Here is a 13,142-nt window from a genome sequence, read left to right on the forward strand (position 1 = left end):
ATGAACGATACCTACAGCACAGGCGAAGGCATCGAGACTTCGGTGAAGGAAGAGGCGGAGAGCCCCTCCGCCGAAAACGGCCAGGAGCAGCAATCCTCCAGCGCCGCCCAATTCAAGGTATCGGACAAGATCGTGGTCCTTTCGGACCCGACCAGCCCCGAAGCCGAAGCGATTGCGGCGCTGCGGACGCACTTGCTCGCCCACCACGTCCGGGTGGGCCGGCGCGGGCTTGCGCTCTGCGCGCCCAACTCGAAGAGCGGCTCCACCTTCATGTCGGTGAACCTTGCCGTGTCGCTGGCAAGGGCCGGAATCAAGACGCTGCTGATCGACGCCGACATGCGCTCGCCGGCCGTGCACAAGATGATCGCCCCCTCGCACGATGTGCCCACGCTGCGCGATTGCCTGGCCGATCCCGACGTGAGCTTCGGCGATATCATCCAGGAAAACGTGCTGCCTTCGCTGTCGCTGATCTATGCCGGCCAGAGCGAACGGCGCGCGCAGGAACTGCTCTCGGGCCAGCGCTTCAAGTCACTGCTCGACCTGTGCATGCGCGAATTCGAAGTGACGATCATCGATACGCCGGCAAGCAACAACAACGCCGACGGCCGCCGCATCGCCTCGGTCGTGCGCTACTGCATCATAGTGGCGCGCAAGGACAAGACCTACGTTTCGGACGTGGCCACGCTCATCGAGGAAATGAAGTCGGACAAGGTCAATGTCGTCGGCACCGTGCTGAACGACTTCTGACGGCCTGTCCCCGCCTCATCGCATCCAGGGAGGGAAACCTCTCTGGTTGCGCAAGCCGGCCGACCAGCCGGCCATGGCATATCCCCACTGGCGCCAGGCGCCGCGCCGGCCATAGCGCAGGAACGCCAGGACGAACGAAGCCAGCGCCGCCACCGGCAGCTTGGCCGGCGTGGTATCGCGCACGACATTGAGCTTGTTGCGTTCGTCGAGGTAGATCGGCATGCGCGGACGGGTACGGTGCGCGTCGTTCGATCCGGTGGTACTTCCCTGATCGTGGCAGACCCGCGCATCGGGCGCGAATCCCAGCTTCAGCCCCGCCGCCACGCCGCGCAGGCACCACTCGATTTCCTCCGCGTAGAGGAAATAGTCCTCGCGCATCAGCCCGACAGCATCGACGAACCGCCGTCCGATCAGCATCGAGGCGCCCAGCAGATAGTTCATCCGGGCTTCGATCGCCGCAGCGTCCGGCCGATCGGTCAGCGATGCGCCGCTGCCGATCGATTCCGCCCGTGCCATCAGCGCGCGCCACCGGCCGCCATAGGCCTGAATACGCCCGCGCGGATCGTGCAGCACGCCCCCGGCGGCGGCGCAGTCTCCCCGTGCCAGCCTTGCCACCAGCGCCGCCAGCGCCCCGGAATCGGGCACCGTATCGGGATTGACCACCCACCAGGCATCGGCATCGGGCCGCGCCCGGATGCAAACGTTCACGCCACCAGCATAGCCGAGGTTGCCCGGCGCCTGGATTACCGTGACGGGTTGCCCACCCGGCAAGCTGGCGGGAAGCGCGTCCACCAGCGCGCGATAAGCGTCAGCTCCGCCGTTCTCGCAGATGACCACTTCGAAATCGCAATGCGTCGACGTGGCCAGCCCTGCCAGGCAGCCGGCGATCTCGTCCGCATTGCGAAAGGCGACGATGGCGATGGCCACATGCATCAGTTCGGCCTCCGCAACAGCAGCCTGTAGGCATCGCCCATCCGCCACAGCCGCAGGCGCGCCAGCGTTCCCAGCGCGCGCGCGCGGTTGGACAGTCCGGAAATGGCGTCGCTGCGCATCACTACGGGCGCATGGGCCAGCACGGACAGCGGCAGGCCCAGGTTGCGGATCGCCCACCGCACCCTGCCCCGGCGACGGTTCAGGAACAACCCGAAGGTTTCGGCATTGATCCGCCGCCACTTGCCGACGAGGTCCGCCCAGTCGGCGCGCGCGGGATGGCCCACCACCGCGCTTTCGGCATAACCGATGCGATAGCCGGCCGCCGTGGCGCGATGGCACCATTCGAGATCTTCCGACAGGCCGGTGCGGAAGCCCCCTACCCGCTCGAAAACCGCGCGCGGGCAAAAGAGGTTGGCCGTGACGGTAAAGCCTTCCTGTTCGACATAGCGGCGGTTATTGAAGGCGAAGACGCTCTCGAACGCTTCCACCCCGTTCATCCGCGCGGCGTCAGGCACCAGGACGATCATCTTCCCTCCGGCGAAATCGCAGGATTCCAGCATCGCCATACCGGCCGCAAGCCAGCCCGGATCGGGGATGCAATCGCTGTCGGTGAAAGCCAGCACCGCTCCACGCGAAGCGGCCACGCCGGCGTTGCGTGTCGGCCCGGCCCCCTTCTCTGCGGCGATGGTCAGCCGCGCGCGGCCCGCGATAACCCCGGCTACAGCCGCCTCGCCGCAGGGAGAGGCATTGTCGGACACCACGACTTCAAAATCCTGATCGCATTGCTGCGCCATCAGCGCGGAAAGGCACAGGTCGAGCCGCTCCAGATCCTGATAGTGCGGCACGATCACGCTGATCGTGGGTGGCTTTCCCGCCTGCTCCTCCATCACGCCTGCCGGCCCCGGCTTGCCGTCCAGGCACGCACGCTCTCCGCCGTCGGGTGATAGACCAGATCGCGATCGCCGCCGATCAGCGCGCGCAAGTCCGCCGGCTCCAGTTCCCACCAGCGGCTTTCCTCCAGCGCGGCAATCAGGTCCGGCTGGAACCGGTCGCGCAGCTTGCGCGCGGGATTGCCGGCGACAACCGCGTAAGCCGGCACATCGCGCGTCACTACCGCGCCAGCGCCGATGATCGCCCCCCGGCCCACGAACTTGCAGCCCGGCAGGATCATCACGTTGTGGCCGATCCACACGTCGTCCTCGATTACGAGAACGTCGTCCCAGTGGATATCCTGATCCACGCCTCCGAACTTGCGTTCGTAGAGCACCGGATGCGTCGTCATCGCGTCGAACGGGTGGTTGATCGGCGCCGAACGCACCGTGCTGGCGATCGAACAATACCGGCCGATCCGGATGGGGCCGGGCATGCGCCACTGATCGAAACAGCCATAGCTGTGCAGGCCGACATCGATCCGGTGCCTGTCGCGAAACCACGCCCGCAGCGCCAGATTGTCATGCTGCCGGCGTTTCCACAGCTTCAGCCGAATGCGTTCGACCAGCTTCGCAACAAGACCAGCCATCCTGGTTTCCCTCTGGCGCGGCCGCTCAGCTTCCGATCTTGGCCACGGCCTTGGCGGGGTCGTTGACCAGATCGCGCGCCACCATCATCCACAGATAGGTGGGCAACCCTTCTTCCCGGAACTCGTAACGGCCATCCTCCGGCTTGCCTGCGGGCACCACCAGTTCATAAGGCAGGCCGGCGTCCTTGACCGCCCGTTCGCATTCGGCGGCATTGTCGCCGTTCTTGGTATCCAACCGGCCGCCATGCCCCATCGCGATCCGCGCCAGCGCCGCCAGAGCATAGTCCTTGCCTTCGGCGAAAGCACGGTTGATCGTTTCAACCGAATTTTCGGACACCCGCTGCTCGATTTCGTCGGCGGCGATGCGGACCGCTTCGGCCACGTCGGATGCGCCGGCCTCCTTCACCCCCCGGTCCAAGGCGGCCATGCCCGCGTGCTGCCCCAGCAGACTGGCTAGGTAGGGCGAACCGCAGGAGAACGAGGTGATCAACTGGATCGCCTTGTCGTCAAAGGCCATGCCGCTGGCATGCTCGCCGATCTCGATCAGTTCGCGGATCTCGTCCGCCTCCATGGCCGGCACGCGCAGGCCAAAGATGTTGCGGCGAATCGACGGAACATGCTCGACCAGTTCGGCGAGATTGCTGGCAACGCCCGCGATCAACAGCTGGACGCGGATCGAACGGTCCGAAAGGTTCTTGATCAGTTCGGCCACGGAGCGACGGAAGCCGCTATTCGGACTCCGGTCGAATTCGTCGAGGATGATCAGGATACGCGTGCCGGAAAGCCGCGCGAAAAGGTCGCTGATCTGGTTTGCGCTGAGCGGCCCCGAAGGCAGGAGACTGTCGAGCGACTTGCCCTGTTCGATCTCCTCGTCCGTCGGGTCGTGATCGGCATGATAGAGCAGGGGAATCGTCGAGATGACCGACCGGAACAGCGCGCTGAAATCGCTTTCCTCGCCACAGGAGGTATAGCGCACCAGATACTGCGCCTCTTGTCCCAGTTCCGTTAGCGCCCGCAGCAGGGACGTCTTGCCGATGCCGCGCTCGCCATAGAGCACCACATGCAACCGCTGATCCTCCAGCGACCGGATCAGCGACCGCAGCACGGTGGTGCGCCCGGCAAGGTGGCGGACGTCCGCAACCGGTTGCGCCGGCGTGAAGGCATCGCGCAGCTTCAGCCGGATATGGTCCTCTGGCCCGCCACGAAAACCGCGCAATTCGTCCGTCGCGGAACCGGAAAAGCGGGGATATTTGGCCATGCGATCGATGTTGGTGCGGCTCCCGCCACTTTCGATCAGGGAAAAGGTCGGCTGATCCAGATCCTCATCTTCTCGCGCACGGGAAAAGAGTTTTGAAAACCAGCCCACATCAATCTCCATGTCTTGCGCCCCCCTTCTAAACGAATTGCAGGGTTCCGCGCCACAAAAGATGCACCTTAAAATGCCCCATCGCATTGTTTTTTGTTGCAATGCAGTATCAAACTGGAACGATTTGGCGGCATAGTGTGGTTTACGTTTCACCCCGCAGCTTCGTCTGCGGCAACCTCCACGACCATATCCGTGCCACTTGGGATCATTAATGCCAGGCAGCACACCAGAGCGGCAAGATCAGGCTGGCGGGATATCATGTCCCGGCGCCACCCTCTCCGAATCGGCGATGACCTGCCGCGAAGGATGCTGCATCGCACCGCGCCTCCCCTGCCCGCGATGACCGCCCTCAGATAATCGACGCATAGCCGTACTGCGGCGTGTCGCCCCCGCTCACCATCAGTTGCTGGCCGGCAAGGCGCAGGTGCGTCTGATCGTTGTCGTAGTACCCGGCGCCGGTGTTCGTGGCATCCGTCGCTGTCTTGAACACGGTACTGCCGCCCACCGTCACGTCGTAGAGGTGCAACACCGTCAGCGCGCCGTCATAGGCCTGCCCGCTGCCGGCCAGGCAATCGTTGAGGAACGTCGGGTTCGGCACATGGTTCACGGTGTCCGCCACCAGCACGCGGATCGCTTCGAGCCGCTTCTGAATCGTGTCCTCGCCCGGAAGTATGTTAGTCGTTACCGCTGTGGCCGGCCCGGCGATATTGGCCACATGCACCACCTTCCACCCGCGTTGCACGTAGCCCGTCGAGGCCGTGTTGTAGAGCGCGACCAGCGAGGCATAATACTGCGTCGAGTTCTGCTTGCCGTTGCTTTCGGAAACGTTGTTGCGGCCAATCTGCACGGCCAGGATGTTCTTCGCGGCCCCGCCCGGAATCAGCGCGGCGGACATCGGGTTGGTGGCGTCGCGCCGCGTCACGAGGTCGCTGATCTGCGCGCCCGAAATCCCGCGCAGGATCACGCGGCACGATGCCGGCACCTGCAACGCCCCCGGTTCGGTCAGGATCATCGCCATGTTGCCGCTGCTGGTCGGGTCGGTCGCCAGCGCGGTCGGGATAGCATTGGTGATGCTGTCGCCTTCCAGCACGAGTTGGCTGTCGATAGTCGGGATCGCGTAGTTCGCGACCATCGCCGCCGCGATAGCATCGGCCTGGGCATTGGTCAGCGAGGCATTCCACAATGCGAACTCGTAGAGGTCGAAGAAATCGCCCGCGAGGTTCGACTGGTTTGACCCCAGCGTGATCGCGTTCGAGGCCGCCGGCACGCCGCCGATCATCCCGCCCGTGCAGGCGGTGGAGGTGACGCCCGACTGCGCCACCACCACGCAATCGGCGTTGATGTAGAGCCGCTGGCCGCCGTTCGCGGTCGTGCGCGATGCCACGCCCATCACCTGCATCTGCGCGCCGGGAATGGCCTTGTAGCCGTTGGTCGCATCGTTGAACGCGCCGATGCCCGCGCCATAGAGCCACGGCGCGGAACTGCCCGTCACCACCTGCCGCAGCGTGCTGCCGCCGCTATAGGTCGTGTTGGTGGCATCGCTGGTATAGGCCGAATAGCGCGGGCTGAAGAAGTTCGCGGTGTTCTTGTGCAGGTGGACGCGCGCCACCATGAACACGCCCACCGCGCGCGCGGAAAGGTTGGTCAGCGCATTGCCGATGATCGCCGCGTCCGCGCCCCGGAACCGCCAGAACTTGCGGCCCAGCCCGTCCACCATCTGCACCGGGCCGACAGTCGCGCCCGAATAGTTGATGCCGGACAGCGCCGCCCGCCCGGCAAGGTCCGGGCAGGCCGTCACGCGGCTGCTGCCGTCCAGCGCCGCGGCCTGGCTGTTGGGATGGTACTGCACCGACGGCGCCAGCGCGAACGTCGTGGGAGACGCGCCCGGTGCCGGCGCTATCACGACGGCGCGCCTCGATCCGCCTCCCGTGATTCCGACACCGAAGCCAAAGCCGAAGCGCATCAGGCATACCCCACGATGGTGCCCGTCACGGTCGTGCCCGTGGCGCGGACATAGGCGGCGCGCACGGCCAGCACCTCGCCTTCGCGCACGGGATGCGCGACATCGCTGTCGCTGTTCACCGCGCGCAGCGTGATAACCCCGTCGCTGGGCGCGCGTATCGCCTTGGGAAGCGGGTCGAGCGCATTGCTGTTGTGCGGTGCGACAACAAAGCACATCCGCACGGGCGCCGTCAGCGAATCACCAAAAGTGGACAATCGGTCGCTCAAGTAAGCCTCCTTCATCAATGTTCATCTTTTGTTCTTTAACCGAATCGGTATCCTGTAGGACAGCGGTTTTCGCGTTGCCGCATCAGGAGGGCATTTCTGCGGGATCGCCCGCTTGGCACTCGACAAACCGGTGGATAGCTGGTTGGAATGCGTCCCGTGTCATCGACAGCGGGCAAAATCTCGACCATCCGGACGGTGGAACTGGCCCGCGGCATCGCGGCCATGCTGGTCGTCGTGTTTCACGCCAATGCCTCGGCGGACGAATTTGGCGCGCCGCACTGGTCGTGGCTTTCGTTCGGCGAACATGGCGTCGATTTCTTTTTCGTCCTCTCCGGCTTCATCATCACCGTCGCCCATGGGCGGGAAGTGGGCCAGCCCGGCGTGGCGCGCGCGTACCTGTTGAAACGGGCGATCCGGCTGCTTCCGCCACTGTGGATCATCGTGCTGGGCTGGGCAGCGCTGCGCACGATCATGGGCGTTGCGGTCGATCCGGCGATGGTCGCGCGCTCGGTCCTGCTATGGCCCTCGCTCAGCCCCACGCTGCCCACGGTCGTCTGGACCCTGCGGCACGAAATGCTGTTCTACGCGATGTTCCTGCTCCTGCTGGTCAACACGCGCGTCGGCCTCGGGGCCTTTGCCCTGTGGGGCCTCGCTTCGGTCGGGCAACTCGTCCTTGCCGCCAGGGGGCAGGCCATCGGCGGCCTTCCCTCGTTTTTCCTGTCGACCTTCACGCTTGATTTCATGATGGGCATGGGCGTCGGCCTGCTGCACGGCCGGCGCGCTTTCGCGCCCGGCTTCGCGCCGCTCCTGATCGCGCTCGCCGCGCTTGTCGCCCTCCTCGTCGCAGAGGCGCGGTTCGGCATTCACCGGGCCGGAACCATGGACTACACTTCGTTCGGCGCCACGTGGTGGACATTGCTGCTGGGTATTGCCTTTGCCGGCATCCTGCACGGCCTTGTCCGCATCGAACCGCGCGTCAGGGTGCCGCAGGCCGGGGTGTTCCTGGGCGCCGCATCCTATACCATCTACCTGCTGCACACGATCGTGAACTCTTTCACGCAGCGCGTCGCGGTCCATCTGCCATCGTCGCTGAAGGCGCTCGGCGCCGGCCATATCCTGCTGATCGTGGCCGGCACGCTGGCGGCCATGGCGTTCTATCTTACGATCGAAAAGCCGCTGACCCGCGCCCTGCGCCGGCGGCTGCTACCGCGTCACGCCGCCGCGACCAGCTCCGGCACGGCCGCCTCTTCCCGGTCCTCGCCCTGACGTCCGGGCGTCAACATCGGCACACCGAACGTCGCCAGATCCTCAATCCCGCGCACCCGCCGGTTCAGCAGTTCGACGATGATGGCGATCTGAACGCCAAGAATAAGGCCGATCACCGCGGCAAGTACGCCGATCAGAGTAAAGTTCGGCGCGGTCGGCTTGAACTCTGCGGTCGGTGCGCCAACGGGCGTCACTCCACCGTTGCTCACGTTCGCCTGCTGCGCCGTCGTAACGATACGCGCTGCAAGGCCACGCATCAATGAATCGTAGATGTATTCCTGATTCACCAGCATCCGGCCTTCCGCGAGAATTCCGCGGTCCGCCAGAAGCTGCTCGACCTTGTGGGACATCAGGGTGTCCACGCTCATGCTGGCGTTTTGCGCCCGGATCGGAGCCTGTGCGACAGCGGCCGCGGCGGCCCTCTGCTGGACAAGCGCTTGCACTTGCGGATGATTTGGCCCCAGTGTCGCCTGAGCTGTCGCCAGTGCCGCGTCGATGCGCGACAGCACGACGGCATTCCGCGCGGCCGCGCTTGATGCCGCCCCTGCCTTGGCCATCTGCCTCAGTTGATCGTCGCTGGCATTGGCAATCTGGTTAAGCCCATCCTCGTCGAAATTGCCGCCGTTCTCGTGCAACACCACGTTGTAACGACGCTCGAACGCCGCCCTCCGCTGCGATGCCTCCGTCCGCTGCGCCAGGAAACGTCGCATCTGGTCCTGCATGACCGAGAGAGCCCCGATTGCCGAAGCCCGTTGCTGACGGACGGACAACTCGATGTATGCTTGCCGCACGGCTTCCGAGAAGCGTTTCGATTCCTCCGGCGAGTTCGTGTACGCGAGGATATCGATCAAGTTCGAATCCGGGACATTGGTGACGAACAAGCCATTGCCCAGGTTCGTCACCAGCCGCCGTTCCGCCGTCAACGCCGCATAATCCGAAGGATTCGGTTTATTGGCTGGCAAATAGCCAAGAATGCGCGCCGCTCTTTCGATGACGGATGGATCCTGAATCAGCGCGGTCTGGGTCGCGATAACCATCTCAAAAGATCGCGGCGCGACAACAGCTCCCGTGATCGGATCTTTCGACAGGTCGATTACGATCCGGGTTTTGCCGGCATAGACATAAGGGCGCTGCCACGCGATTACGGCTGCTCCAGCCAGCACGCCAGCCAGCGTCAGCAGAACAAGCAGGCGCCGTGCCCACAGAATTCGGAGCCATTGCGTAAGAGACATATATGCTCGATGTCCGATCCTGCGAACTGTAAACCGATGATAAGCGGCTCAAGCTACGATCTATCTAAAATAGCAGCCTCGCCAAGGCAAGCGCATCACGTTCGCCTACATCGCCGTGGAACAGAGCGGGACACGGTCTATCCAGCTCAGCTCGTAATCCGATCCAGCGCCGGAATTCTGCTCAGGAAATACTTTTTCACAATGACCGGGCCGAACAGACCTGCCGTAAACATCGCTGCCAAGTATAAATAAAACATACCACCTTGCCATGAAAACACCCGATCCAGTGCGAACTTCGTCGCCCCTATGAAAAGAGTGTTCAGGAGGTATATCGCAAAGCTGTAATAGCCCAACCAATGCATCGACCGGTTGAAACGGGGCCAATCCCTGCGGCAAAGACCATGCAGGACCGCCAGCGACGCAAGGCCACACCCCAGGATCGAAACATGATAGATATGCAGTATTCTGGTCAGCACGATAACCATGCCGAAAACAATCGTTGACGAAATGAGGTAGCGATCGACGAACGCGGTCCACCGCGCCCGGTCATGCGCGATGATTCCGCCCACATAGAAGAAGATGCCGTAAAGCATCAGGCGATCGAGATAGAACATCTCGAGATGGACGATGGGCACGAAAGCAACGATCGGAATGAACAGGAGCGCCATGTGGAAGGGCGATGGAAACACCCGCCGGACCACGAGCGTCAGGACGACAATCTCGAACAGGACGGCCAGATACCAGATGAACTGCGCCGGGCTGGCGTGGGTTGTCCAGAACAGATCGACCACGCTCGCCTTCAGGCGAACAAGGTCTAAACCTTGCCCATGCAGCGCGCTCATTAGCAACTGGCCGGCCGTCAGTGCCAAGCCCAGCAGCAGGAAGGGCAGAAGCAGCCGGTGCGCCCTGGTCGCGATATAACGCACCGGCCGCGCCGCGCCCTTTTCATCCCCGCCCGTGTAATAGAAGATGAACCCGCTCAAAAACATGAAGAACGGCATATGGAATGCATAAATGGCCGTTCGCATCGCCACGAACCATTCAGCTCCCGGTGGCGGCGGCCCCACCAGCAAATGCCCCAGCACGACCAGCGAAATTGCCAGCCCCTTGGCACGGGTCACGTCATCAAGGCGTTCCCGGACCACCTTGGAAGAGCTTTCTGGTTCTGCAGTCAAGGTTTCCACATGCGTAGTCGGGATCGACGCAGCCGGCCGGCCAGCGCAATACAAATCTTGTCTTGGACCAATCGGTTGTATCCGCTAAACCGCAAATGGCAAGCGCCGATCGGCCGACGCGGATGCGCGCCAACAGACTGGCCGCTTCAATACTACGGGGAAGACGACCAGAATGTTTCGTTCGATCGCTGCCCGCCTGCCGTCGTCGGATCGGGATGGCTTGCCTGCGTTCACGCTGGGTAACTACCATCCGCCGGAACGCGGGCTACTTTTCAAGGTGGTCACCGGCCTTGGCATCTTCCTGATCGCAGCGCTGATCGGAGCCGCCATCGGCGGGCTGCCGATCAATCTGATCGCCATTCCCTTGCTGCCGGTCGTGGTGCTTTCGCTGATCATCATCTGGGTGATGCCGGAAAATAATCATCCGCCGGTCCGTTTCATGACCGCGACGTTCTTTGCCTATCTGGTCGCGGTCGTGCTGTGGCCATACTATCTGGCGGTGCAGATCCCGGGCCTGCCTTTGATCGAAATCCGGCGCCTGCTTATCGTTTTTTCCGTGCTCGCTTTCCTGCTGTGTTTTTCGACCTCTTCGAAATTCCGCAAGCAATTGACCGCGATCGCGCTCGAATCAAGAGTCGAGGTCAAGTTTCTGTGGGCGTTCGTCGCCTTTCAGGCCCTGTCCATTCCACTCTCCCCCTACCTCGCCCAATCGATGCAGACTTTCGTGAAGAACCAGTTGGGCTGGACTGCCACGTTCTTCATCGCCGCCTACGTGATGGTGCGCAAAGGCAATATCGATCTGTTTTCGAATATCGTCCGCATTCTCGCCATCGTGCTGGCGATCATGGGATATTTCGAATTCCGCAATCAACGCATTCTATGGGCCGATCACATTCCTTCTTTCCTGAAGGTAAGCGATCCGACGATGGCCATGCTGCTGGACCCCCGCTTCCGCAGCGATGAATATCGTATCGTGGGTCCGTTCTCGACCTCGCTCTCGTTCGCCGAGTTCATGGCGATGGCAATGCCTTTCTTCCTCCATTACATCTTCTATGGGCGGAAGATGTGGCTGCGCGCTGTATGCATCGTTGCCAACGCTCTGGTTTTCTACGCCATCCTGCTAACGCAGGCTCGCGTGGGCATCGTCGGCGTACTCGTTGCCCACGGCTTCTATGTCGCGATCTGGACGATCGACAAATGGCGTCAAGATCGATCGAACATCATCGCCGCCACCCTGCTCTATGCCATGCCTATCCTGGCCGCGCTATCGATGGCGACGGTCCTTTCTGTGCCGCGACTGCGCGTCATGACGATTGGTGGTGGCACCCATGCCGCCAGCACCGAAGGGCGGCTCGAACAGATGCGCGCCGCCATTCCGCTCATGATCAAGCGGCCGGTCATCGGATATGGTCCGGGGCAAGGAGGGCGGGTGCTGGGATATACCAATCCCGCGGGTGAAGCGTCCATAGACAGCTATGTTCTGATGGCGGCACTGAGCTATGGCGTGGTCGGTTTCATTGTCATGGCAATCATGCACGGCCTGTTCGCGGCGAAGGCAATTGCGGTTGGCCAAAAGCGATTTGGAGAGACCAGCGCCGCGTTGCCCGCAGCAACCGGTATTGTCGTGTGGATGGTGGACAAGATCGTTCTGGCGCAGGAAGACAGCGTATCGTTCGTCTACATGCTGATGGCTCTGGTCGCCGCTGCCGCTTATCGCCTGCAAATCGAAGGCGACGGGAAGGTCACTTCGATAGCAAACCTTCGCCCTTCTCCGGTTCCGGCAGAATAACGCAGCTTACCGAGGGCGACGTCCATCGACGTTGCCTGTCACCGTGCAATTCGTGCATCGTGTTGCACGGACGACAACCGCGTGCCTGGCACCAGCAGGCGTTTCGCCCCGATTGTTGCGGATTACGCAGTTGCGGCAATCGAAAACCGCCACACCCCAGGCGTATTGCCCTCGCGCCCAACTGTCCGCGATCGTGATACGGTCGAAGCCGCCATCATCGACGCCGTCTCGCACATGATTGAACGCCGTGAAACCCTGCATGTTTCCATCGGATCTGTTGCGAAGCAGCGTTACATCCTGTGTGACGCCGTATTTGGGCGACGACCACATCTGGATGCAATCCGGATGCGCCTCGCCGGTATTGAACGCGGAGCAACTGCTGTCGGTGATAGTCACACGCTGCGACGAGGCGATATTGACGCCATCGATCCGCATGTCGGTCAGCATCGCCCGCGTCACGCGCACATCGGTGGATCGGTCGATGACCATGCCTCGGATCGAAGAGCTGATGGCCACGTTCTCGAACGCCACGTTGCTGCTTTGCCGCACGAGAACCGCATACCCTTCTCCGCCCTGACCGAGCGCGCCGGTAAATGTTCCGCCCCGGATGTTCACGCCGCGCGAGGCGACGATGTTGAGCGTCAGCGATGCTCCGCTGGCGTCGATCGTGATCGGCCTGCTCCATGTCTTGCGGACGATCATCACGCGCCCGTAACGGCCGGGGGCCAGTTTGATCACTGCGCCCTGCTGGGCGGTCTCGATCGCCTGCTGGGCCGTGGCTGGAGTAACCGTGGCAACCGCCGCGGCCATGAATGCCAGGATCATGACGTCTCCTTCACATCTGAACGATCGACGGCCCGTTTCTCCTTATACGCCGGTTCTTTGC

Annotated in this window: 12 protein-coding genes; 3 read left to right on the forward strand and 9 right to left on the reverse strand. The window is 62.8% G+C overall.

Annotated features, from left to right (window positions below):
- Entirely contained in the window at positions 1-747 is a 747-nt protein-coding gene (locus B3547_RS04545) for a CpsD/CapB family tyrosine-protein kinase (protein WP_292960626.1), read from the forward strand.
- Positions 748-762: 15 nt separating this feature from the next.
- Here B3547_RS04545 and B3547_RS04550 read toward each other — a convergent pair whose 3' ends face one another.
- From B3547_RS04550 to B3547_RS04575, 6 genes are all read right to left on the reverse strand, one after another.
- On the reverse strand, positions 763-1,680 hold the full coding sequence (locus tag B3547_RS04550) for a glycosyltransferase (protein WP_292960628.1): 918 nt from the start codon (positions 1,678-1,680) through the stop codon (positions 763-765).
- The gene (locus B3547_RS04555; protein ID WP_292960707.1) at positions 1,680-2,567 is read right to left on the reverse strand and encodes a glycosyltransferase family 2 protein; all 888 of its coding nucleotides are present in this window, start codon (positions 2,565-2,567) and stop codon (positions 1,680-1,682) included. Before B3547_RS04555 ends, B3547_RS04550 begins: the two co-directional genes overlap by 1 nt.
- Positions 2,567-3,199: a CatB-related O-acetyltransferase gene (locus B3547_RS22035; protein WP_292960630.1), complete on the reverse strand. Its 633-nt coding sequence runs from the start codon at positions 3,197-3,199 to the stop codon at positions 2,567-2,569. The genes B3547_RS04555 and B3547_RS22035 overlap by 1 nt, the downstream gene beginning before the upstream one ends.
- 25 nt (positions 3,200-3,224) lie before the next feature.
- Entirely contained in the window at positions 3,225-4,457 is a 1,233-nt protein-coding gene (locus B3547_RS04565; RefSeq protein WP_292960632.1) for an ATP-binding protein, read from the reverse strand.
- 457 nt (positions 4,458-4,914) lie between these two features.
- Complete coding sequence (locus B3547_RS04570; protein WP_292960634.1) at positions 4,915-6,468, reverse strand: hypothetical protein; 1,554 nt, start codon at positions 6,466-6,468, stop codon at positions 4,915-4,917.
- 59 nt (positions 6,469-6,527) lie between these two features.
- Positions 6,528-6,794, reverse strand: a complete 267-nt coding sequence (locus B3547_RS04575) for a spike base protein, RCAP_Rcc01079 family (RefSeq protein ID WP_292960637.1) — start codon at positions 6,792-6,794, stop codon at positions 6,528-6,530.
- A 156-nt stretch (positions 6,795-6,950) separates the two neighbouring features.
- On the opposite strand from B3547_RS04575, the gene B3547_RS04580 reads away from it, so the two are divergent.
- Positions 6,951-8,060 carry an acyltransferase family protein gene (locus tag B3547_RS04580; protein ID WP_292960639.1) on the forward strand — a complete coding sequence of 370 codons (1,110 nt, stop codon included), beginning with the start codon at positions 6,951-6,953 and terminating at the stop codon, positions 8,058-8,060.
- Here B3547_RS04580 and B3547_RS04585 read toward each other — a convergent pair.
- On the reverse strand, positions 8,006-9,292 hold the full coding sequence (locus B3547_RS04585; RefSeq protein ID WP_292960641.1) for a chain length determinant protein: 1,287 nt from the start codon (positions 9,290-9,292) through the stop codon (positions 8,006-8,008). The two genes, B3547_RS04580 and B3547_RS04585, sit on opposite strands and share 55 nt — an antisense overlap.
- A 146-nt stretch (positions 9,293-9,438) precedes the next feature.
- Positions 9,439-10,476 carry an acyltransferase family protein gene (locus B3547_RS04590; RefSeq protein WP_292960643.1) on the reverse strand — a complete coding sequence of 346 codons (1,038 nt, stop codon included), beginning with the start codon at positions 10,474-10,476 and terminating at the stop codon, positions 9,439-9,441.
- A gap of 163 nt (positions 10,477-10,639) precedes the next feature.
- On the opposite strand from B3547_RS04590, the gene B3547_RS04595 reads away from it, so the two are divergent.
- The gene (locus B3547_RS04595; RefSeq protein ID WP_292960645.1) at positions 10,640-12,256 is read left to right on the forward strand and encodes an O-antigen ligase family protein; all 1,617 of its coding nucleotides are present in this window, start codon (positions 10,640-10,642) and stop codon (positions 12,254-12,256) included.
- Between the two features lie 6 nt (positions 12,257-12,262).
- Here B3547_RS04595 and B3547_RS04600 read toward each other — a convergent pair whose 3' ends face one another.
- Positions 12,263-13,081: a right-handed parallel beta-helix repeat-containing protein gene (locus B3547_RS04600; protein WP_292960647.1), complete on the reverse strand. Its 819-nt coding sequence runs from the start codon at positions 13,079-13,081 to the stop codon at positions 12,263-12,265.
- Positions 13,082-13,142: the final 61 nt, after the last annotated feature.

The organism is Novosphingobium sp. UBA1939 (assembly GCF_002336885.1).
Classification (GTDB): Bacteria; Pseudomonadota; Alphaproteobacteria; order Sphingomonadales; family Sphingomonadaceae; genus Novosphingobium.